This is a genomic window from Providencia sp. wls1922, assembly GCF_009706505.1.
GTDB lineage: Bacteria > Pseudomonadota > Gammaproteobacteria > Enterobacterales > Enterobacteriaceae > Providencia > Providencia lanzhouensis.
The window spans coordinates 31,480-54,827 of record NZ_WLUG01000116.1; the positions used below are offsets into that span (position 1 = coordinate 31,480).

16 protein-coding genes are annotated in these 23,348 nt (G+C 40.9%); 4 read left to right on the forward strand and 12 right to left on the reverse strand.

Features of this window, described 5'->3' with window-relative positions; all coding sequences use genetic code 11:
- Positions 1–2: 2 nt before the first annotated feature.
- From GKR71_RS18410 to flhD, 10 genes are all read right to left on the reverse strand, one after another.
- Positions 3–1,070, reverse strand: a complete 1,068-nt coding sequence (locus GKR71_RS18410) for a protein-glutamate methylesterase/protein-glutamine glutaminase (protein ID WP_036951484.1) — start codon at positions 1,068–1,070, stop codon at positions 3–5.
- Entirely contained in the window at positions 1,067–1,906 is an 840-nt protein-coding gene (locus GKR71_RS18415; protein WP_036951486.1) for a CheR family methyltransferase, read from the reverse strand. The genes GKR71_RS18410 and GKR71_RS18415 overlap by 4 nt, the downstream gene beginning before the upstream one ends.
- A gap of 158 nt (positions 1,907–2,064) precedes the next feature.
- The gene (locus GKR71_RS18420; RefSeq protein WP_036951488.1) at positions 2,065–3,630 is read right to left on the reverse strand and encodes a methyl-accepting chemotaxis protein; all 1,566 of its coding nucleotides are present in this window, start codon (positions 3,628–3,630) and stop codon (positions 2,065–2,067) included.
- Positions 3,631–3,742: 112 nt separating this feature from the next.
- Positions 3,743–5,428, reverse strand: a complete 1,686-nt coding sequence (locus GKR71_RS18425; protein WP_036951493.1) for a methyl-accepting chemotaxis protein — start codon at positions 5,426–5,428, stop codon at positions 3,743–3,745.
- 120 nt (positions 5,429–5,548) lie between these two features.
- Complete coding sequence (gene cheW / locus GKR71_RS18430) at positions 5,549–6,046, reverse strand: chemotaxis protein CheW (RefSeq protein ID WP_154634675.1); 498 nt, start codon at positions 6,044–6,046, stop codon at positions 5,549–5,551.
- A gap of 16 nt (positions 6,047–6,062) precedes the next feature.
- Positions 6,063–8,273, reverse strand: coding sequence for a chemotaxis protein CheA (gene cheA, locus GKR71_RS18435; protein WP_036951496.1), 2,211 nt, complete (start codon positions 8,271–8,273; stop codon positions 6,063–6,065).
- Between the two features lie 92 nt (positions 8,274–8,365).
- The gene (motB, locus tag GKR71_RS18440; protein WP_036951498.1) at positions 8,366–9,301 is read right to left on the reverse strand and encodes a flagellar motor protein MotB; all 936 of its coding nucleotides are present in this window, start codon (positions 9,299–9,301) and stop codon (positions 8,366–8,368) included.
- Positions 9,302–9,307: 6 nt separating this feature from the next.
- Entirely contained in the window at positions 9,308–10,195 is an 888-nt protein-coding gene (gene motA / locus GKR71_RS18445) for a flagellar motor stator protein MotA (RefSeq protein WP_036951501.1), read from the reverse strand.
- Between the two features lie 96 nt (positions 10,196–10,291).
- Positions 10,292–10,882, reverse strand: coding sequence for a flagellar transcriptional regulator FlhC (gene flhC, locus GKR71_RS18450; RefSeq protein ID WP_036951503.1), 591 nt, complete (start codon positions 10,880–10,882; stop codon positions 10,292–10,294).
- Positions 10,879–11,229: a flagellar transcriptional regulator FlhD gene (flhD, locus tag GKR71_RS18455; protein WP_036951507.1), complete on the reverse strand. Its 351-nt coding sequence runs from the start codon at positions 11,227–11,229 to the stop codon at positions 10,879–10,881. Before flhD ends, flhC begins: the two co-directional genes overlap by 4 nt.
- Before the next feature lie 1,629 nt (positions 11,230–12,858).
- Between flhD and GKR71_RS18460 the strand changes: the two genes are divergently transcribed.
- Complete coding sequence (locus tag GKR71_RS18460; protein WP_036951513.1) at positions 12,859–13,290, forward strand: hypothetical protein; 432 nt, start codon at positions 12,859–12,861, stop codon at positions 13,288–13,290.
- A gap of 350 nt (positions 13,291–13,640) precedes the next feature.
- Complete coding sequence (gene cycA, locus GKR71_RS18465; RefSeq protein ID WP_154600298.1) at positions 13,641–15,041, forward strand: D-serine/D-alanine/glycine transporter; 1,401 nt, start codon at positions 13,641–13,643, stop codon at positions 15,039–15,041.
- Positions 15,042–15,128: 87 nt separating this feature from the next.
- Here cycA and putP read toward each other — a convergent pair whose 3' ends face one another.
- On the reverse strand, positions 15,129–16,613 hold the full coding sequence (putP, locus tag GKR71_RS18470; RefSeq protein WP_036951523.1) for a sodium/proline symporter PutP: 1,485 nt from the start codon (positions 16,611–16,613) through the stop codon (positions 15,129–15,131).
- A gap of 493 nt (positions 16,614–17,106) precedes the next feature.
- On the opposite strand from putP, the gene putA reads away from it, so the two are divergent.
- Positions 17,107–21,105, forward strand: a complete 3,999-nt coding sequence (putA, locus tag GKR71_RS18475; protein ID WP_036951526.1) for a trifunctional transcriptional regulator/proline dehydrogenase/L-glutamate gamma-semialdehyde dehydrogenase — start codon at positions 17,107–17,109, stop codon at positions 21,103–21,105.
- A 379-nt stretch (positions 21,106–21,484) separates the two neighbouring features.
- On the opposite strand, the gene fliZ is transcribed toward putA, so the two are convergent.
- Entirely contained in the window at positions 21,485–21,997 is a 513-nt protein-coding gene (fliZ, locus tag GKR71_RS18480; RefSeq protein WP_036951530.1) for a flagella biosynthesis regulatory protein FliZ, read from the reverse strand.
- Between the two features lie 1,024 nt (positions 21,998–23,021).
- Here fliZ and GKR71_RS18485 point away from each other — a divergent pair.
- Positions 23,022–23,333 carry a DUF5339 domain-containing protein gene (locus GKR71_RS18485; RefSeq protein WP_006657479.1) on the forward strand — a complete coding sequence of 104 codons (312 nt, stop codon included), beginning with the start codon at positions 23,022–23,024 and terminating at the stop codon, positions 23,331–23,333.
- Positions 23,334–23,348: the final 15 nt, after the last annotated feature.

Below are 23,348 nucleotides of genomic sequence, written 5' to 3' on the forward strand. Positions count from 1 at the left end.
CACTAAACGGTGACAGTAGAAAGTTTTGTTAATACGCTTGGGGCAATTTTCAGTAGATCCAGCACTTCATCTGCGGCATTCATTTCGATTGCAGCACGCGGCATACCAAATACGACGCAACTACTTTCGTTTTGAGCATAAGTGAAAGCCCCTTGTTGACGCAGGTTGAGTAAGCCCTTGGCGCCATCCATTCCCATTCCGGTCAGCAAAATACCAATACATTTACGTCCGACATGCTTAGCGACTGAGTCAAATAACACATCGACGGAAGGACGATGGCGGTTAACCGGCTCGCTCTGTTCCAACACCACTTGATAACCTTTGCCTTTATCGGCAATCAACATGTGTGAATCACCCGGCGCAATATAGGCGCAGCCTTTTTGCAAAATCTCATTGTGCTCCGCCTCTTTAACTGTAAGTGCACACAGTTTATTTAAGCGTTCAGCAAAAGAGCGAGTGAAGCCTGCTGGCATATGCTGAGTGATCACCACTGGCGGGCATTCTCTTGGCAGCATCTCTAAAAATTGGCGGATAGCTTCTGTTCCACCAGTTGAGGCTCCCACGGCTATCACACGGTTGTTGCACACGTATGGCGTCAGCGGTTTAGCGAGAGTTGTCGGCTCAGCAACTTTTTTCTCTGTACGAGCAAAACGGTTACGCTGCGACATTTTAGACATTGCCGCTGCGCGAATTTTTTCACCGATCATATCGCGATAACTCATCATGGTTTCGCGAATACCAATCTGTGGTTTTGTCACAAAATCTACGGCGCCCAGTTCTAAAGCCTTTAATGTCACTTCAGAGCCTTTAGAGGTTAATGTGGAGACCATAACGACCGGAATTGGATGCAGCCGCATCAATTTCTCTAAAAAATCAATACCATCCATTCTCGGCATTTCAACATCGAGGGTGATAACATCTGGCTCCAGTTGCTTAATTAAGTCCCGAGCAACATACGGATCTGGCGCTGTGTCGACCACTTCCATATCAGTGTGACTGTTGATAATTTCACGCATTAATTGGCGCATGAGTGCAGAGTCATCGACGCACAATACTTTTATTTTTTTCATTGTCCTCTCCTCGCCGACGCTAAGCTGTAGACGGTCTGCCCATTGATCACAAACTGTTTTGTCAGTTGCGAAATATTTTCAGAGTGACCAATAAACAATAAGCCATCCGGCTTGAGCAGTGGCGCAAAGCGCTCTAGCAGTTTTATCTGCATTTCCTTGTCAAAATAAATCATGACGTTGCGGCAAAAAATCGCATCGAAGCGATGTTGTAATTGCCAATCGCCTTCCGTCAGGTTTAAGTAACGAAACTCAATCATGTTGCTAAGTGCGGGCTTTACGCGAGCAAACCCTTCGTACTCACCCACCCCTTTCATGAAGTAGCGCTGCCGTTGCAGTGCTGTCAGGGTTTTGAGTTCTTCGATTCGATAGATCCCTTGTTTCGCTTTCTCTAATACTTCCGTGTCAATATCACTGGCAACGACCTTGGCATTGACAGCGTTGGCTCCCAGAACATCGCTCACTGTCATGGCGATAGAATAAGGTTCTTCCCCTGTCGAAGAAGCCGAACACCAAATATTGATATTGCTATTTCGACGGCTTTTTAAAAAATCTGTCAATGTCGCAAAGTGGTGAGGCTCTCGAAAGAATGCCGTTAAGTTTGTGGTCAGTGCGTTGATAAATGCTTGCCATTCCGTATTCAACGGTTCACGCTCTAACATCCGTAAGTAATCAGAAAAATTGTCGATATTACAGTCACGTAAGCGCTTTAATAAGCGGTTATAGACCATATTTTTCTTATTCATCGTAAGGACTATTCCAGACTTTTTATGAATAAATCGACAAACCCGACCAAACTCGTCATCAGTCAAAGGTTCTATCTGTGGTACTAATAGCATCGTACTTGTCGTCCTATTCAATAAAAACCGGCGAGGCAGCCGAAAGTGGCTGCCTAACTATCATCGTCTAACTTATGCGTTGTCTAACTAACCGCCTCTCCCTAGTTCAAGTTATCTAGATTGAGAGTTCATTATTCACGCTATCGCATGAATACCCATTACCGTCTAACTCGGGTCGACTGTTCTGGTAATTCGAAAAATTCCACAGTCTCGACCAAATTATTGGCTTGGTCTTCAAGTGCTGCTGTCGCACTGGTTGATTGCTCTACTAATGCGGCGTTTTGTTGTGTAACAGAATCCATTTGGCTTACTGCAATCGCAACTTGCTCAATACCTCGGCTCTGTTCATTCGATGCAGACGCAATATTGCCCATTAATTCAGTCACTTGGTTAACAGCGGCAACCAGTTCATTCATGGTTTGACCTGCTTCATTCACCAACTGAGAGCCCTGGTTCACACGCCCTACTGACTCGTCAATCAAGCCTTTGATCTCTTTCGCCGCTTCAGCGCTTCGTTGCGCTAATGCGCGAACTTCACCTGCAACTACCGAGAATCCACGACCTTGTTCACCCGCACGCGCCGCTTCTACTGCAGCATTTAATGCAAGGATGTTGGTCTGGAAAGCGATGCCATCAATGACACTGATGATGGCGCTAATTTTCTGAGAGCTATTAGAAATGGCAGTCATCGTGTCAATCACACCTTCCGTGATTTCACCGCCTTTTGTCGCTGTGCGCGATGCACTCACTGCAAGTTCGCTAGCTTGACGCGCATTATCGGCGTTTTGTTTCACTGTCGCAGTTAACTCTTCCATACTCGCTGCCGTCTCTTCTAACGAGGCGGCCTGCTGTTCTGTTCTTGATGATAAATTATTATTCCCTAAAGCAATCTCACGAATACCCGTATACATTTGGTCTGTATTAGAACGAATAGAGGTGACAGTTTTTGCCAATGATTGCTGCATGACTTTTAATTTTTCGAATACATCACCGATTTCATCACGGAAATTAATTTCAATATTCTGATTTAGTTTTCCTTCCGCAACGTGCATAAAGTGTTCACTCATGCTGTTTAATGGTGAAATGACTTTACGTTTTAACCACAGATGCACAACGGCAATCACACCGAAAATAATGACAATGACGGTAAAGAATGAAACCCATGCAAATTGGTTATAAAATCTTGCATCCGCAATAGAATCATTACTTTCATCATTTAAAACAGAGAGATAATTATTAATAACACTGATTAATTCATCTTGGTTTTGTTGTGCAGGCAGATTGATATAAGCCGCAACATCGTTGTTATCAAGATTGCCTTTCAATGCGTTTAACGTGACGACAAAGGCATTAAATTTCTCTTCCAATGCCGCTAAGTTTTCTTTTTCGCTTAGCACTGGCTGAGTTTTGAATTCGTTATACGATTTGTTAGCTGAAATTAAGTAGTTATCGAAAACAACGCGGGTTTCTTCGATTAATGGAACGTGGTCGCCTACTTTCATCAGTAAGGCAATTTGAGTCAGGCTATTACGTGCCTGCATTAAGTTTTTGCTGGTCTCTTCCAGTAATGCGCGTTTTTTAGAACCCATATCGATTCTTTCTAGCGCGTTTAATTCGCTGTTAACGATGCCAACAGAAACGCCGCTTGAGGTTAACTGCATGCCACAAAATAAAATCAGGAGTAAGTATAAGCTCACTGAAATTCGGATATTCTTTCCTAACATATTTAATCCCCTACTTATGCCAGCCAAAAATTTGGCCCTTTTTTAATTATCGAGCTTAAACATATAAAAGCGCTGCGAGAGAAACTCTCACAGCGCTCGAACAGATTTACCCTTAAAAGGTTTCCCAGTTATCGTCATCTTTATGATTTTTCGATGCGATTTTGGATAAATCTGGTGTTTTAACAATATTAGATACTGTTCTTGGTGCAGGTTGTGCGTTGCGTACTTTTGCTTGATCCATTGCAGGTAAACGGAAAATGGAGATCAACTGGGAAAGCTTAGCGACTTGCTCTTCCAGTACATTTGCAGCAACAGCGGATTGCTCAACGAGTGAGGCGTTTTGCTGAGTTACTTTGTCCATCTCTTCCACGGCAATACTCACTTGAGCAATACCTTTGCTCTGCTCATCAGACGCGGTTGCGATGTGCGTCATGATGTCAGTAACACGTGTGACTGAGTCGACAATTTTTGTCATTGTTTCACCAGCATCTTCTGCTTGGCGAGCCCCTACGTCTGTTCTAGAAACAGAGTCTTCAATCAAGCCTTTGATCTCTTTTGCTGCATCTGCGCTGCGTTGAGCAAGGCTACGAACTTCATCGGCAACCACAGCAAATCCACGGCCATGCTCACCAGCACGCGCCGCTTCAACCGCAGCATTCAATGCGAGGATATTGGTTTGGAAAGCAATACTGTCGATAACAGCGGTAATGTCAGAGATTTTTTGCGAGCTATCAGCAATGTTGCGCATGGTATGAACCACGTTAGACACCACTTTGCCGCCTTCTTTTGCAATAACAGAAGCTTGGCTTGCAAACTCGCTAGCTTGATGAGCATATTCAGTGTTTTGCTTAACGGTTGCTGTCAGCTCACTCATGCTAGCAGACGTTTCTTCTAAGCAAGCCACTTGCTGCTCGGTACGTGAAGATAAGTCATTGTTACCCGCTGCGATTTCAGTGGTTCCCTGATAGATAGTTTCACTACCATCCAGTACACCACGAACCGTATTGATCAGCTCTTGTTGCATGTGCTGAGCACCACGCGCTAACTCACCAATTTCATTGTTCGCTGAGGTATCAATTTTTGGCGTTAAATCCCCTGAAGCGAACACTTTAATGCGCTCGATCAGCGTATTTAATGGCTCAGTGATCCCTTTACGCACATAGCGATAGCTAATCACGCTGATCACTGCTAACAGTACGGATAAGATAACCAGCAAATACAGTGATTGGCGGTAATTGGATTCTGCATTCACGACTTCATTTTCAAAATCTGAAGAAATTTCAGCAAAATAGAGGCCAAATTGCTCTTCAAATTTGGCTTGTAACCCTGACGTTCTATGCGCATAGAAGCCGTTTAAATCCCCCTTCTCTGCATATTCCGACAGTTTGGTTAATGCAACACGATAATCCTCATAGGATTTTAGTAAGTTATCAAATAACCCCTTATCCACATCTGCGTTTGCCATCAACTTTCTGTAACTGTCATACGCTTCATCGGCAGCTTTAAATTTACCTTTTGCTGAAGCAATAAGATCCGCAGCAGAGGCATCATCTTTAATGCTTAACTCTTCTAATAAATACGCGTTAATGGCGCGGTTTAAGTCAGAACGAGCTTGCAATAGATTGACCCAGCTTTGAGTCAGAACGAGTCTTTGGCGTTGGAGAGAATTCAAATAATTAATACTGTCGCTGTTATCGCCGAGTTTGGTAAACATCAAACCACTTGATACCAGCTGCAATAAAATAAATACAAAAATAACGGACAAAAGTCCTGATACGATTTTAATTCGACTGTACATGGTGTTTTACTAACATAGTGTTGTTGTAGTTTGGATATCGGACAGTTGCTCAAAAACTTTAGTCATTCACTTACCATTTTTGAGCAAATTATCAGCGTATTTAACGCATCTAATGACTCGTTATTCCGCGATATTGTCGATTAACACCATCTCTTCACTGGTCAATAATTTTTCGATATCAACCAAAATCAACATACGTTCGCCTACTGTTCCTAGACCGGTCAGATACTGAGTGGATAATGTCACCGCAAAATCTGGCGGTGGTGCAATTTGCTCTTCATGCAACACCAGTACATCGGAAACACCATCAACCACAATTCCCACAACTCGGTCTTTTAAGTTCACAACGATGACGACGGTGTTGTCGTTGTAAACTACGTTTTCATGGGAAAACTTAATGCGCAGATCGATGATCGGAATAATGACGCCACGCAGGTTGGTGACACCTTTAATAAAGTCAGGAGTATTCGCAATACGAGTCACTTGCTCATAACCACGAATTTCCTGCACTTTTAAAATCTCGATTCCGTACTCTTCTTCACCAAGCGTAAAAATGAGGTAGCCTTCGCCATTCTTTTCTTCTTCAAGCTTGTTTAAATCGTCATCTAACATAGACATGGTATATAACCTCTATTTAGTGCATTACTGGTTGAGAAACAGGCTGTTTCTTATTAATCAAAATGTTGTTGTTCATTCTCTGCAATTCTGCGACGTCTAAAATCAGCGAAACAGAACCGTCGCCCATGATGGTTGCAGCGGAAATTCCCGGAATTTTGCGATAATTACTTTCGATATTTTTCACCACGACCTGCTGCTGCCCCACCAGCTTGTCAACCAATAAAGCGAAACGATGCCCCGCATTTTGGATGATCAGCGCGATACTATTGGCAAGATTTGGTTCGGCATTTTTGATAGAAAAGACGTGATGCAATTCGACCAGTGGTAAATATTCACCGCGAACGAGCAGCATTTTTTCTTCACCGGCAAGGCGATAGATATCCTCTGGACGTGGCTGTAATGTGCTAATAATTGCGCTAAGTGGCACGATAAACACATCGTCAGAGACTTTGACTGACATACCATCAAGAATGGCTAAGGTTAATGGCAGTAAAATCCGAATGATGGTGCCTTTACCTTCTGTGAAACCGATTTGAATACGTCCGCCCATGTCTTGAATGTTTCGTTTAACCACGTCCATTCCGACACCACGCCCTGAAACATCCGTCACCACTTCGGCAGTAGAGAAGCCCGGCGCCATGATCAACATCGCGACTTCATCGTTGGTCATGCCATCGTGAACATTCATACCTTGAGAGCGAGCTTTTGCTAAAATTCGTTCGCGGTTTAGCCCTGCCCCATCATCACGCACTTCGATGCAGATATTGCCGCTTTGATGTGCCGCAGAGAGCGTTAATGTTCCCGCTTCAGGCTTACCATTTGCCAAGCGAACTTCTGGTTTTTCAATACCATGGTCAAGACTATTTCGGACAAGGTGATTAAGAGGGTCGACGATGCGTTCGATAAGGCTCTTGTCTAATTCAGTTGAGCTACCTTCCACCTTCAGTTCGATTTTCTTACCCAGTTTAGAGGCAATATCGCGCACCATACGCGGGAAGCGGCTGAAGACATAATCCATCGGCATCATACGAATGGACATAACTGACTCTTGCAGAGCGCGTGAGTTACGCTCTAATTGAACGATAGAACTGAGTAAATCTGCATATTCGTTTTGGTCAACTTGTTGGCTATGCTGAGTCAACATTGACTGGATGATTACCAGCTCGCCGACTAAGTTGATCAGTTGGTCAACTTTTTCAACTGCAACACGAATACTGCTTGAATCCCCTTTGGGCTTCGCTGCAGCAGCTTTTTTAGTGGCTGCGGATGACGATGCTGAAGATGATGATGTCGAAGATGGCGCTGACGTTGGTGCCGCAACAAGTGTAGATGTCGGTACAACCGCTTGAGGCGCTTCAACTGGATCGGCAGGTGCTTCAACCATTGCTGCCAACTCTTCCACCGTTGCTTCCAATTCTTCGAGAGTTGCAGCAACTTTACTTTTTTGGTTACTACCTTGTGTTGCACGCTGGCACTCTTCAAAACTGATTTCGCTGTGCTGGATTTGAGACTCATCCACGACGAAACACAGTACCCCACAGATATCTTCGATATCCGTATTGGTCCCTAACCACGCTTTTAAGCTGGAATCACTTTTTTCAGAGCCAAATAAGCTACCGAATAAACCTAGTTCATCCGCTAATACATCTACTTCCGTCGATTTCAGACCGTTTAACGTAATGATGAAATAGTGAGAAAATTCGTTATTTGTCAACGCAGCATGAGTTTGCATCGCGGTTTCTGACGAGGACTCTTCTGTCGCAACATCGTCAGCCACAACACTGTCAGTCTCTTCGGTACTCATGCTAACAAGAGCGGCAACCTCTTCCGGGCCGACTTCGCTGACATCATGTTCAATGCTTTTGAGCACATCACAAATGCGTTTGAAAGTCTCATCATCCGGTAATGAGTCATTTTTATAGGCATCCAATTGGGACACCATCACGTCTTTTGCATCTAAGAAAACGTCAATAATATCTGGCGTTAATGTCAGCTCATCATGACGTGCCTTATCGAGCAAGTTTTCTAAGGTATGCGTGGTGTTTTGTAGATGAGTGAAACCAAAGGTTGCCGCCCCACCTTTAATTGAGTGGGCACTGCGGAATATGGCATTGAGCTGCTCGCTATCTGGGTCAATAGGATCAAGCTCAAGCAAATGCTGTTCCATATCCCTAAGCAACTCATCGGCTTCATCGAAAAATGTTTGATAAAACTCGGTAATATCCATGCTTTTTATCCAATTTCGCTTAAGTTTCACTTAACACTGACTGCCGGATAAGTCCGGCAGTAGTGAGATTCGGGTGATTATGGTTTTTGTCATTACTGTTTATCGGGTGACTTTGTCACCTTCACAGTCACGACATCACTGTTTGCCGGTATTGGCACATCTTCTGGGCCTTTTTTCAGCACATCGTTAATCGGTGTTGCGCCATCGTATTCATGTAAAATTTGATTTGTTTCATCTTCATTCAATACGATGATGCTGATCCGCCGGTTGACGGGTGCTAAGCCGTTTTCTTTGTCTAAATGGATGGATGAAGCCATCCCTACTACACGTAAAACTTTTCGCTCATCCATTCCCCCCATGATCAGCTCACGGCGAGAGGCATTGGCTCTATCGGATGAGAGTTCCCAGTTGCTGTAATAGGCTTCGCTGGCATACGGCAAGTCATCCGTATGTCCTGAAATACTAATGCGATTCGGGACATCATTGAGTAGTGGCGCAATGGCACGCAGAATATCGCGCATGTAAGGCTCGACGGTAGCAGAACCCACTTTAAACATAGGGCGATTGGCGCTATCTACGATTTGAATTCGTAAACCATCGTTGATCATGTCAATCAATAAATGGGGTTTTAATTCATTCAAACGCGGGTCTTGTAAAATCGCTTGCTCAAGATTTTCTTTTAATTTTTCAAATCGATAATTCGCATCACCGGAAATGATGTCATTTGGTTCTGGCATCACGTCACCATCACGAAAAATCGGATCTTTTCCACCACCGGGAATGGGGTTAGTGGCATCTCCGCTTTTCGTTCCTGGGTTGATGGCAGTACTGAGCGGAGTACGAAAATACTCCGCTATCTTGGTTAATTCTTGAGGACTGGAGATGGAAATCAGCCACATAACCAGAAAGAATGCCATCATCGCAGTCATAAAATCAGCGTAAGCAATTTTCCATGCTCCACCGTGGGCATGCTGCTGATGACCGCCTTTTTTCTTAACACGAATAATTTGAGGGCCATTGGCTGCCATTAGCGATTACTCCTCAGTAGTTTCTGTTGCGCGATTACCGACTTTGACTTCACGGACTTTGTCTTCCAGCTCAAGGAATGATGGTCTATCAACGCTAAATAAGACTTTACGACCAAATTCAACCGCAATTTGAGGGGCATACCCTTGCAACGAAGAGAGGAAAGTGACTTTAATACACTCCATCATTTTTAATTGTTCGCTACTGCGCTGACGAATTAAACTAGCCAGTGGCAAAATAAATCCATAAGCCACTAAAATACCAAGGAAAGTTCCTACCATTGCATGAGCAATCAAGGCGCCCAATTCACCCGCAGGTCGGTCTGCAGCTGCAAGTGCATTCACCACACCTAGAACAGCCGCCACGATCCCGAACGCAGGCATGGATTCACCCACCATGTTCAAACCGGATGCTGGTACTTCATTTTCTTGACGGAATGTTTCTAGCTCTTCATCCATTAATGCTTCGATTTCATGGGCTTGTAAGTTACTTGTCACCATTAAACGTAAATAATCCACGATAAACATCATGGCAGTTTGATCTTTGAGAATGCGAGGATACTGAGAAAAAATCTCACTCTCTTGCGGGTTTTCAATATCTTTTTCGAGCGCAAGTAGACCTTGTTGACGAGATTTATTCAAAAGCTGAAATAACAAAGCCATCAAGTCCATTGACATGGCTTTGTTGTAAGAAGAGCGACGGAAGAGTCTTGGTAATACTTTGCATAATGCAACGATGGCTTTACCACTGTTACCCACAACAAATGCGCCTAAACCAGCCCCTAAAATAATGACAAACTCAGCTGGTTGGTACAGCGCGCCAAGATGACCACCGACCATGACATAGCCACCGATAACGGCAGCTGTAACAATGATATATCCGATGAGTATTAACACAGTATTCCCTTTCACTCCGTTGGTTAACAGATGGCAGTCAAAGGGAATATGAGGAAGGACAGGCAATAAAATTGCCTGTAAACCAAATTAATCCAATTACATTACCGCTTTGGTAATGCCATCTTGTCGATATTCCGTAATATCGGCGAGATGCTCGGAAAGTTTACGTTTTTTTATCGCTCGTGATGGAGGCTGGCACAAGCTACACGTAAAACTATTTTCAGGAATGTGGGCATAGGTGATAAATGAACCACTACAGCAATTGCAATCGGAACTTTGCAACATGCCACTTTCCACAAAACGAACTAATGTCCATGCACGGGTTAATGCCAAAATTGGCTCGTCTCCAGTATTGGGTGAACACTGCTCTAGATAGAGTCGATAGGCTTTGAGAATAGCATCAACCCCTTCACATTGACCGGTTTTCAGTAAAAACTGATAGGCGTTGTAGAACATGGATGAGTGAATATTTTGTTCCCATGTCATAAACCAATCGGTTGAAAAAGGGAGCATCCCTTTTGGTGGTGGGCAACCTCTGAGTTCTTTGTATAAACGCACTAAGCGTCCGCGACTAATTTGAGTTTCGCTTTCTAACATCTGCAGGCGAGCCCCAAGAGAAATCAATTCCATTGCCAAACGAATATCATTAGCTTCCTTGACAATACTTTTTTCAGCTACGCTACTCATCTTTTTCTCGCTATATCTGAATCGGACTCATTATGCGTTTGCAATAATCGGGTAGAAAGAAGGATACCCGTATGAATTTGCTGCAATTCATCAACTCGAGAATCTCGAGTAAGCTTTTCAATCGTGTCGCTGTTTTCAAATCTAAATTGACAGATTAGCTGATTTGTTTCCGCTAATTTAACCAATTGAGGTAAAGAAAGTTCTGCTAAAGTGTTTGCCATTGAATCGGAAATCCCGAGACGGAACATGGCAGTGGCTTTTTCCTGGGCGATAAGCTTTTGAGCTAAAAGCAAATATGAAAGATTAATATCGTATATATGCTTCAGAAAATCAGTGGTAGAGCTCATTTTTTTATACCTTTCGAATAATTATTAACATCTGCATGAAGAAAGAACAAATATCAATTTGAGCCGAATGTGTTAACCAAAGTTTTAAATATGAAAATAATTAAAGCTGGATAGTGTAGTCCATTACTATCCCATGAGGTCCATTGAAATACCCAGTTTGGAGTATATAAACACACAGGTTCAAACTTAAATTAAATATATTTCCTGATTACCTACAACAATAACGAGTGGCTAAAAAGTTAGCATTTCCTGTAAATCTCAGAATATACCGATTTCATTATTAGCCGTTAATTATTATGCACCACTAAATTAACTATTCAAGACACTTATGTTTCTTTTTGGTCTATCGGGATAATTATCCATCTATATATTAACAATTCTTTATTACAACTATATCTTAATCCTACTTATCTCAAATATTCACAACATTTAGATTTTTCATAAGTCAAATACTAGCATTTTAAGTAAAAAACTCACACATATGAGGGAATTTATAAGCGATAAACACTAAGCATAACGAAAGAGCCTACATATTGATCTAAATCAATCTTTATTACTCTCGTAAAAATGCAATTCGTTTAAAGGCTTAGTAATATCGGTAACTTAGGAATAAAAATTAAACATTATTTTTCAATGTGTTTAATCAAAATTACAAATCTTAATCAAATTAATTCAATTTTTTCCTGCCAAGATTAAAGTTAAATTTGTCATACATATTATTATTCCATAGTAAATTTATATTAATTAAATTTAACTGTATTAATATTAACCAATAGCAATAACATTAAAAATTCTAATTAAGACCATTTTATATACAGACAATACCATTAAAGATTTCAGATAAAATTGTCATGAATTTTCATCGAGCATTGCCATATTAATAAGCAATATTGTTATTTTTGTATGACAAACTCATTTTAATTAAATTAACTTTTCAAACATTTGATTAACCTATTTAGCTATTATTTTTTGCATAAAAAATTCAAGCCACAGCATTAGTTAGCGCACTGAGTTATTGATAAAAGGAAAAAATAAAAAAAACTAAGCACCATTCTCCTAGCGAATTTATAAACAATAAGATGGTCATCCAAGTTCACTACATCTATGTGTAAATAAGCAAGACCTGCTTCGAAAATATGACTTATGTAAATAAGTAATTTAACTTATTACCCCCGCGTACATATCGCTGTTTATTTACCAGTTAGTAACAATGAATGATAATATCATTATGTTACTATATACTTTTATTTTAACAAATTACTTAACCACAATGACAACATTACGTATAACTGCTTATTCGAATTAAGATACATATACGTTTTCATATGTTTTATTTAAAAAATTATATGATGACTAAAAGGGTAAAATTGGCATATTGATACTGAGGTGAAGGGTGGATAAAATATTGTTAAAACTGGGACTTGGCTCACAAAGAGGTGATGAGGTTACATCATGGTTTCATTATGAAACAGGCTTATTCTTTAGCCAATCAGGCATAAAATCGGTAAAAATGTTCGTTCTCCAAACTATCGCTATCCATTTTTCATTTTATTAACATGCAACCCATTGTCTATTCTGTGACGCTTTGTACTATTTATCTTATAAAGAAATTAATTTTTGAGGTTTACTATGTTTAATTATTTAGCAACAGTTGAATTTGTCGAAGATGAAGGAGTATACGAAATTAATTTTTGTGATTTTCCCGATATTCAAGGCGTGACTTATTGCGCAGAAGATGTCGAACTAGAGGCTCAAGAAACATTACTCGCCACACTTTCGGAGCTAATCACATTAAGAAATCCGATTCCTCTTCCCCAAAATTCGGTCACTAATGCGTTTGCTATTCATTTACCTGTATTGAGTTGCTTAAAAATCGCACTACACAATGCCATTCTTGAAACTCAAACTCCGCGGAGCAAACTTGCTCGGACACTCAATATCAGCGCTCAACAAATAGAGCGGTTACTTGACCTACAATATGCATCAAAAATTGAAGCGCTCGAACAAGCTTTATTTGTCGTGGGATATGACGTGAAAGTGACCGTTAGCCCTATCGTTTAGAAATAACCAACGAAGATAACGGTTAAAAAGAAGAAAACTCGTGGCATTTTCAGTTAAAAAATAAGCTATATCACTCTTATATATATCCAATACCCCAACTGTCATTATTTAGAATTAAGTATTTGGTACATTTCATCTTATTCTGCTATTTTTATTTTCAGGTTAATTTTTCGTTAATAGTGTTAATAACCTAGGAGGATCCGTTGGTTAAACCAGCGGTCTCTCAGCCATTTGTAAATTTTCTCTTACTCTAATTGAGATTTATGTCACAATATTTCGAGCAAACACAGCCTCAAACTTAAAAAAATAGTGTGGGCTAATATCACAATGACAATCGGATAAATAACAATATGGAAGAAAATGCAGCGACAACCACCTCTCGGCCATCTTCTGACCGAAATCAACTAAAACGTAGCCTCAGTAACCGTCATATTCAGTTAATTGCCATTGGTGGGGCCATTGGTACAGGGCTATTTATGGGGTCAGGAAAGACCATCTCCCTTGCGGGTCCCTCTATTATCTTTGTCTACATGATCATCGGCTTTGTGCTGTTTTTTGTCATGCGAGCCATGGGGGAATTACTGCTATCCAACCTGGACTATAAATCTTTCAGTGATTTTTCTGCGGATTTAATCGGTCCATGGGCTGGCTTTTTTGTGGGATGGACTTACTGGTTCTGCTGGGTGATCACGGGAATAGCCGATATTATCGCGATCACCTCGTACGTCAGTTTCTGGGTGCCTAATTTCCCGGAATGGGTGACTTCATTTATCTGTGTTGCCACCCTACTGACGCTTAACTTAGTTTCTGTTCGACTATTTGGTGAACTGGAATTCTGGTTCGCGATGATCAAAATTGTCGCCATTGTGACACTAATTGCCGTTGGCGGTACGTTGATTGCGATGAATTTCCAATCACCGGCCGGGCATACTGCATCCTTAAGTAATATTTGGAACGATGGCGGAATGTTCCCAATGGGACTCAGTGGGTTCTTTGCGGGATTCCAAATTGCTATTTTCGCCTTTGTGGGAATTGAGTTAGTGGGAACCGCCGCAGCGGAAACCCGTGATCCTGAAAAATCCCTGCCGAAAGCTATTAACGCTATCCCGATTAGGATCATTGCTTTTTATGTGTTATCCCTGATTGTGATTATGGCTGTTACCCCTTGGCGCACCATTTTGGCGGATAAAAGTCCTTTTGTGGAAATGTTCGTGCTAATCAGCCTGCCTGCTGCTGCCAGTATCGTGAACTTTGTGGTACTTACCTCTGCGGCTTCATCAGCAAACAGTGGTGTTTTCTCCACCAGCCGTATGCTGTTTGGGTTATCTAAAGAGGGAGATGCGCCAAAACAATTTAGTCAGTTATCGAAAAAAGCAGTACCCGCAACAGGCCTAATTTTCACCTGTATCTGCCTAAGTTTCGGTATTGTTTTGATCTACTTTATTCCCGATATCATGCATGCATTCACCTTAGTCACAACCGTGTCTGCGATTTTATTCATGTTTATCTGGAGTATGATTTTATTAAGCTACCTGAATTTCCGTAAGAATCGCCCAGAAAAACATGCCGCATCTCGCTATAAGATGCCTTGGGGTATTTTTATGTCGTGGGTCAGTCTCGCCTTCTTTGCTTTCATGGTGGTGTTATTAGCGTTCCAACATGACACCCGACAAGCATTAATTGCGACACCACTGTGGTTTGTTATTCTGTTTATTGGCTACCAAGTCGTAAAACGCCGTAAACCACGTTGATTATTTGACGAATAAGCAATTAACAAAAATAAAAGGCTGGAAGGTTTCCCTTTCAGCCTTTTTACTATCGATAACCAAATCTATCTATTATTTTGTATTGTATTCAGCTTCTGCTTCATCAAAACGGGCTTGTGCTGCTGCGCTTGGCGCCTTAGTTATCAAGCTGATCACAATGATAGCGATAGTCGCAAAGATAAAGCCCGGGATGATTTCATATAAACCTAACCATTTGAATTTCATCCAAACTAATACTGTTACCGCACCGACAACCATCCCGGCTAATGCACCAGTACGTGTCATACGTTTCCACATAACAGAGAGTAAAACGACGGGACCAAATGCGGCACCAAAACCGGCCCACGCATTACTCACCAATCCTAAGACTTTGTTATTTGGGTCTTGGGCAATATAAATTGCGATCGCCGCTACTAACAGCACCATTCCACGCCCTACCCATACTAGCTCTTTCTGGCTCGCTGATTTGCGGAAGAAAGGTTTGTATAAATCTTCGGTCAATGCGCTGGCACATACTAATAATTGGCAACTTAATGTACTCATTACCGCCGCCAAAATCGCAGACAGCAAGATACCCGCAATCCATGGGTTAAACAGTAATCCGGCTAATTCCATGAAAATACGTTCGTTATTTTTCATTACAGAACCTGCTAATGCAGGATTATTTTCAAAATAAGCGATACCAAAGAAGCCAACAGCAATCGTTCCACCTAAGCATAATGCCATCCATGTCATACTGATACGGCGTGCTGAACGGATCGTGCGATGTGAATCTGCCGCCATAAAACGCGCCAGAATATGCGGCTGCCCAAAGTAACCCAGTCCCCAACCTAACAATGACAAGATGGCAACAAAGTTCATTCCCTTAAACATATCAAGATATTCAGGGTTTTTAGCTTTAATGACTTCGATTGAAGTATCTAACCCGCCAAGGGATAAAATCACGACAATTGGCGTTAAGATCAGGGCAAAAATCATCAATGATGCTTGAACAGTATCTGTCCAACTTACCGCTAAGAAACCACCTAAGAAAGTATAAGCAATGGTCGCCAATGCCCCTAACCATAGCGCTTTGTCGTAACTAATATTAAAGGTACTTTCAAACAATAAGCCCCCCGCGACAACTCCTGATGCACAATAGATAGTAAAGAAAACTAAAATAACAACCGCAGAAATAATACGTAAAATCTTACTATTATCTTCAAAACGACTTGTAAAATAGTCTGGCAACGTTAAGGCATTATTATTTTTCTCGGTTTGTACACGTAAGCGCCCTGCAACAAACAACCAGTTCAGATAAGCCCCTAAACATAAACCAATCGCAATCCAGCTTTCAGAAATCCCAGCGAGGAAAATAGCGCCTGGTAAACCCATCAATAACCAGCCACTCATATCTGAAGCCCCTGCAGATAATGCGGTTACCACACTACCTAAACTTCGTCCCCCTAGAATGTAATCATCAAAGTTTTTCGTTGAGCGATAGGCTAAATAGCCGATCAATAACATACCCGTGATATATACGATGAACATAATGATCATCGGAGTGCTTACAGTCATCCTGTCGTCTCCATAGTGCGTCTATTTTGTCGTTATCTTTATAATTTTCTTTGATAACTTTTAATCTCAAGGTGTTGCACTTAATTGCACAATTTTGCGTTTTTTGATGCACACCTTATCTATGTTGTGATTGTTTGTGTTGCAATAACTCAATAACTTTGCCACATCATGCTAGACAGACTCAGATGCTTTTAACAAGAAATTAACTATTTTTTGTTCAATAAATAAAAGACACATCACAAATGTTAAACTTTTAAGTCAAATTCTTAATTAAGCGTTTAACTTGCCACCATCTTAAAAGAGAAATCAATATATTGATTTATAAGTAAATTATAAAAACCCAATCAATGGGCATCATAAATCACTCATAAAAATAAGAGTTGTTTCACATTTTCTTCACATAACACATTAACAATGTTGCACAAAGTTGCAACATCATCATAATGGTGTGTAACTTTTGGTATTTAACACCTGTGAAAAGGAAGGAATTAAGATGAGTAGCACAACAACTATGGGTGTGAGACTTGATGAAGAAACTCGTGACCGCATTAAAGCCGCCGCTCAACGTCTTGATCGCACATCCCATTGGCTTATTAAACAAGCTATATATAATTATTTAGAGCAACTCGATAACAACCAAATTATACCTGAATTATCAACGGTTTTGGATACAAAAGATCAGCATTCTGGTGATGAAATTTCGTCTCCTGAGACCCTTTATCAGCCATTCCTTGAGTTCGCTGAGCATATTTTACCCCAATCCGTAAAACGCTCCGCAATTACATCAGCGTACCGCATTCCTGAAACTCAAGCCGTGCCTATGCTTTTACAACAAGCTGAGCTGCCTCCAGAGCAAGCTGATGCGGCTCATAAATTGGCTTACTCCATTGCAGAAAAACTGCGTAATCAAAAAAATGGGGTTGGTCGTTCAGGCTTAGTTCAAGGGTTATTACAAGAATTTTCGCTGTCTTCTCAAGAAGGTGTGGCATTAATGTGCCTTGCCGAAGCGCTATTACGTATTCCGGATAAAGCCACTCGCGATGCGCTGATCCGAGACAAAATCAGTACGGGTAACTGGCAATCTCATGTTGGCCAAAGCAGCTCGATGTTCGTCAATGCGGCAACATGGGGGCTTTTATTTACAGGTAAATTAGTCTCTACCCACAATGAAGCCAAATTATCGACATCGTTAAATCGCATTATCAGTAAAAGTGGTGAGCCGCTAGTACGAAAAGGCGTGGATATGGCAATGCGCTTAATGGGTGAACAATTTGTCACCGGCGAAACCATCGCCCAAGCCCTTGCCAACGCACGTAAATTGGAAGACAAAGGTTTCCGCTACTCCTACGATATGCTGGGTGAAGCCGCTTTAACCGAGAAAGATGCCCAAGATTATATGGTCTCTTACCAACAAGCGATCCACGCAATTGGTAAAGCATCGAATGGACGCGGTATCTATGAAGGACCGGGTATTTCCATCAAATTATCGGCACTACATCCGCGTTATAGCCGCGCGCAATACGATCGCGTGATGGAAGAACTGTATCCGCGCTTACTTTCTTTAGTCTTGCAAGCTCACCAATACGATGTTGGTATCAATATTGATGCTGAAGAAGCAGATCGCTTAGAAATTTCTTTAGATTTACTCGAAAAATTGTGTTTTGAGCCGAAATTAGCAGGCTGGAACGGTATTGGTTTTGTCATTCAAGCTTACCAAAAACGCTGCCCATTTGTTATCGACTCAATTATTAATTTAGCCGAACGCAGCCAACGACGCCTGATGATCCGTCTCGTAAAAGGCGCTTATTGGGATAGCGAAATTAAACGTGCGCAAATTGATGGCTTAGAAGGTTATCCAGTTTATACACGCAAAGTGTATACCGACGTTTCTTATATAGCTTGTGCTCGTAAATTACTGTCTGTACCTAATTTAATTTACCCACAATTTGCGACTCATAACGCACATACATTATCAGCTATCTACCAAATTGCAGGTAAAAACTACTACCCTGGTCAATATGAGTTCCAATGCTTACATGGCATGGGTGAGCCATTATATGAACAAGTTGTTGGTAAAGTGGCTGACGGTAAACTCAACCGCCCATGTCGTATTTATGCTCCAGTAGGTACCCACGAAACCTTATTAGCTTACTTAGTACGCCGTCTCTTAGAGAATGGAGCAAATACTTCGTTTGTTAACCGAATTGCGGATGCCACGATCCCATTAGATGAATTGGTTGCTGATCCGGTTAAAGATGTTCGTGAATTGTCTAAAACTGAAGGGCAAATTGGCTTACCACACCCTAAAATTCCATTACCGCGCGACCTATATGGAACCCGTCGTGTTAACTCAATGGGCTTAGATTTATCTAACGAACACCGCTTAGCATCACTCTCGAGCGCATTACTCAATGCCGCGGCACAAGAAAAAATCGCGGAACCACTGCTGGGTGGTGAATTTGTGACACAACAAGCGCTACCTGAAGCTGTCGCAATTATCAACCCAGCCTGTCATCGTGATATCGTTGGTAAAGTACGCGAAGCCAGTGAACAAGAAGCTGAACATGCGCTGAATATCGCCACTGATGCTGGCGCGATTTGGTTTGCAACGCCACCATCTGAACGTGCAGCTATCCTGTTACGTGCAGCTGACATTATGGAACAACAATTGCAGCCATTATTGGATGTGCTGGTGCGTGAAGCTGGGAAAACTTACGCGAATGCGATTGCTGAAGTGCGTGAAGCGGTTGATTTCTTAAACTATTATGCAACTCAAGTTCGTGAAGATTTTGATAATAACACTCACCGCCCTCTTGGCCCTGTTGTTTGTATCAGCCCATGGAACTTCCCATTAGCCATTTTCTCAGGACAAATCGCAGCGGCATTAGCCGCAGGCAACACTGTGCTGGCTAAACCGGCGGAACAAACACCATTAATTGGTGCTATTGCGGTATCCATTATGCATCAGGCGGGTATTCCTCGTGATGTCCTGCAATTTTTACCAGGTAAAGGTGAAACTATCGGTGCAAAATTAGTAGGCGATCAACGCGTTCGTGGCGTGATGTTTACTGGCTCAACCGAAGTCGCGGGCTTATTGCAGCGCAATATTGCAGGTCGCTTAGATGCTCAAGGTCGCCCGACGCCACTGATTGCAGAAACTGGCGGATTGAATGCGATGATTGTTGATTCTTCCGCTCTCACAGAGCAAGTCGTCACCGATGTCGTCGCCTCTGCATTTGATAGTGCCGGTCAACGCTGCTCTGCATTGCGTATTCTTTGTGTTCAAGAAGATGTCGCTGACCGAACAATTCGTATGTTAAAAGGTGCGATGGAAGAGTGCCGGATGGGTAATCCTGAACACATCTCCACCGATATTGGTCCTGTTATTGATAGTGAAGCCAAAGAGAATATTGACCAACATATTCAACAAATGCGCAGTAAAGGCAAAATCGTTTTCCAAGCCGTCTATGCCGATAGCCAAGATCAGCAAGAACAGGCAGAAGGAACCTACGTTAAGCCAACGCTGATTGAGTTAGATAATATTGGTGAGTTGAAGAAAGAAATTTTCGGACCAGTTCTGCATGTTGTTCGTTTCAAACGTGATGAGTTAGAGCAATTAGTTGACCAAATTAATGCTGCTGGTTATGGATTAACATTAGGTGTTCATACTCGCATTGATGAAACCATCAACCAAGTGGTCGCTAAAGCGAAAGTGGGCAACTTATATGTTAACCGTAATATGGTCGGTGCTGTTGTCGGAGTGCAACCATTTGGTGGTGAAGGACTTTCAGGTACAGGACCTAAAGCCGGTGGACCGCTTTATCTCTACCGTTTATTAAGCGAGCGTCCTGAGAATGCAGTTTGCCAAACACTGGAGCAGCAAGACAGCCATTTACCAATGGATGCAAGTGCTCGCGCTGAGTTACTCGCACCATTTGAAGCATTCTCTGCATGGGTACAAAAACAGAAAACGGATGTTGAGCAATCCATAATTGAACAATCTACGGTTGAACAATTTGCCCGTTTAACACAAGCCGGTACAACACGTTTATTACCAGGACCAACAGGTGAAAAGAACACCTACACCTTGCGTCCACGCGGCACTATTTTATGCCTTAGCGATAATGAACGTGATTGTTTGACTCAATTATCTGCTGTGCTCGCAAGTGGTTGTCAAACATTGTGGGAAAATAGCGAACTGCACCAGAAGCTATTTAAATCACTGCCAGAAAAAGTTCGCAAAACTATCTCATTCACCAAAGATTGGCAAAACACAGTGGAGCCAATTGAAGGTGTGATTTATCACGGAGATTGCGATCAGCTCAAACACGTTTGCGAAGCGATTGCCAAACGTAAAGGACCGATTATTTCTGTTCAAGGCTTTGAGCGTGGTGAAACTAACTTGCTCATTGAACGCTTAGTACATGAACGTTCTTTAAGTGTGAATACTGCCGCAGCGGGTGGTAATGCAAGCTTAATGACTATCGGATAATAGGCAAAAGCCTGAGTTTTTCAGTCCAGTATAATATAGGCTGATTGACTCAGGCTCTCTCTTAGCAATAACCCCTTGGGTTACATTCATAATATTCTATTCCTTTATCATTAAATCCGAATATCCACTTACTTTTTGTTTTTTGCCATTCTTATTTATCTATAAATTTAATTAAATAGTTCCCATTAATTTTTATTATTATATATTAAGTATTAGCTATAACAGTTGATTACGTTTAATTCTAAATCTGTTCAATTTATATCATTTATACTGACTATTATTCAAAAAATAAAAAAGGTGCCCTATTGGACACCTATTTGCCTATTTTAGTATTAAAAATAATCGTATAACCAACTATTTTTATTAACTTAAAATATTATTAGTTTTTTTCTGACTGCCAGCTTAAATACTGCTCATATTTACGTAGTGCAATATTGTAGTTGCTAAATGCTGAATCAGTCATTTTATCGCTCAACTGTTCTTGAACTCTACTTGCGGTAAAATCTTTCATTGAAAAGTTAGAGGATGACAGCAGTTCATCTAAGCGGCGCAGACGAACAACGTACTCGCGGACGGTGCTATGACTCATTTCTGTCTGTAAGAACAAATACTGTTTAAAAGACATAATATCGAAATAGTCTGTATTGCTATTACAGAAAATTTCACTACAAAAACGACAAAGTGCTGTAAATTGCCCTTGAAGTTCGCCCCAAGCCGCTTCATCAACCAAATCGGTCATGTCAGCGATAGCTTCTTTATTCAAGATACCATCGTTGAAAACGAGGGAGATACGATCAAGAGTTTTATTACAGTGTGCACAATGAGTTTGGCTGTGTTTAAAATCTTTAATATAACGACTCAACGGCCGTTTCTTTACAATAGAAGCAGACATAATGGTAAAGCCCTGTGTGTAATTATAAAAATAAAAAGTAACAAGATAAATCCGGTTACATACATACCATGCCCATAGCATTAATGATTGTCTGCTATGTTGCATATCGAGATAAGCGTAATTGCCTTATCTCATTTTCTTACTTTCCCTTTGTAAGGTGGATCCTTCTGGGAATGTAATGTAAGAAAATTTATTTCCCTTTGTCCGAAGCATTCTAACCTGTCTAAAACACTTTGGCGAATTTCTTATGAGAGTAATTTTGCATGTAAATTTGACCTAGCGTCAACCTAACGAACCTAATCGTTGTTAACCTAAATAGCAAAGTTTTATCACTTAAAGAACCAAGATTCGAAAGGAGACACCCCTTGGAGGCACAGACTTTACCTGATAACCCCCTAAAGGTTCAAAGGAAATTTAATTTAAAAATCAATATTATATAGTGAAAAGCATTTTATTGATAAATTTGTGATACAGCTCACTTTTCACTTCTATAATCGCATTTTAAATGTACAGCCATTAATTCTATAAATATTCGATAATTCAGTTTTATAAGTGAGGTGTAAATTATTTTTTACACTACTTCTTAATTTTAATTATTTTTACTGTATATGAAAAAAAGTTATTAGTGTCATTAGAAAAGTTATAAGGAGTTTGATTTTCTCCTATTATATACAATTTTTAGTTACTTCTACTTAACGTATTTTTTACAAAATGGTTTACTACTCGCTAAGTATTTTATGCGGTTATTCTTATTTCATGAATAAGAGAACTCAGTATCAATTACGTATTTATACCAATTAATAATAATCCATTCTTATTTTTCGCACGTCATAATAAGCTAACATAAAACACGATAGATAATTATCGCTACAAAAGTCATTTATAAAGTATAACTATTTACATTAAAGGTTAACCATTTGAATTAATTATCAATTTCCTTTTTAGGATTTGTTACATTGATAAAAGAAGATCCTCTTATATACTTAATTTGCTTTATATATAAATAATTTTAATAAGGTTGATTATGAAAAAGATGATTTTAGCTTGTGGACTGGGTTTATTGGCATTGACAATCACTGCGTGTTCAGAAGAAGAGAAAAAAGGTCAAGTTGCTGGTGCAACTGAAACTTGTAACGCTTACTTCGCTGAAGTTGATAGCTTAATTGCTAAAGCTTCTGAGAACCCACAAGCCAAAGCTCAATTAGATGCGATGAAAGGTCAGTTAGAAGAAGGTAAAAAGCAAGTTGCTGCTTTACCTAAAGACCAACAAGATCAAGCTTGCCAGCAAGGCATTGATGCAATGAAACAAATGAAAACAGCTTTAGGTCTGCAATAGTCTTTCCTACTCTGT

Bases quoted from the DNA above. Each gene is read 5' to 3' on its own strand.
- GKR71_RS18410 (WP_036951484.1), bottom strand. From the start codon at position 1,070: ATGAAAAAAATAAAAGTATTGTGCGTCGATGACTCTGCACTCATGCGC.
- GKR71_RS18415 (WP_036951486.1), bottom strand. From the start codon at position 1,906: ATGCTATTAGTACCACAGATAGAACCTTTGACTGATGACGAGTTTGGT.
- GKR71_RS18420 (WP_036951488.1), bottom strand. From the start codon at position 3,630: ATGTTAGGAAAGAATATCCGAATTTCAGTGAGCTTATACTTACTCCTG.
- GKR71_RS18425 (WP_036951493.1), bottom strand. From the start codon at position 5,428: ATGTACAGTCGAATTAAAATCGTATCAGGACTTTTGTCCGTTATTTTT.
- cheW (WP_154634675.1), bottom strand. From the start codon at position 6,046: ATGTCTATGTTAGATGACGATTTAAACAAGCTTGAAGAAGAAAAGAAT.
- cheA (WP_036951496.1), bottom strand. From the start codon at position 8,273: ATGGATATTACCGAGTTTTATCAAACATTTTTCGATGAAGCCGATGAG.
- motB (WP_036951498.1), bottom strand. From the start codon at position 9,301: ATGGCAGCCAATGGCCCTCAAATTATTCGTGTTAAGAAAAAAGGCGGT.
- flhC (WP_036951503.1), bottom strand. From the start codon at position 10,882: ATGAGTAGCGTAGCTGAAAAAAGTATTGTCAAGGAAGCTAATGATATT.
- flhD (WP_036951507.1), bottom strand. From the start codon at position 11,229: ATGAGCTCTACCACTGATTTTCTGAAGCATATATACGATATTAATCTT.
- GKR71_RS18460 (WP_036951513.1), top strand. From the start codon at position 12,859: ATGTTTAATTATTTAGCAACAGTTGAATTTGTCGAAGATGAAGGAGTA.
- cycA (WP_154600298.1), top strand. From the start codon at position 13,641: ATGGAAGAAAATGCAGCGACAACCACCTCTCGGCCATCTTCTGACCGA.
- putP (WP_036951523.1), bottom strand. From the start codon at position 16,613: ATGACTGTAAGCACTCCGATGATCATTATGTTCATCGTATATATCACG.
- putA (WP_036951526.1), top strand. From the start codon at position 17,107: ATGAGTAGCACAACAACTATGGGTGTGAGACTTGATGAAGAAACTCGT.
- fliZ (WP_036951530.1), bottom strand. From the start codon at position 21,997: ATGTCTGCTTCTATTGTAAAGAAACGGCCGTTGAGTCGTTATATTAAA.
- GKR71_RS18485 (WP_006657479.1), top strand. From the start codon at position 23,022: ATGAAAAAGATGATTTTAGCTTGTGGACTGGGTTTATTGGCATTGACA.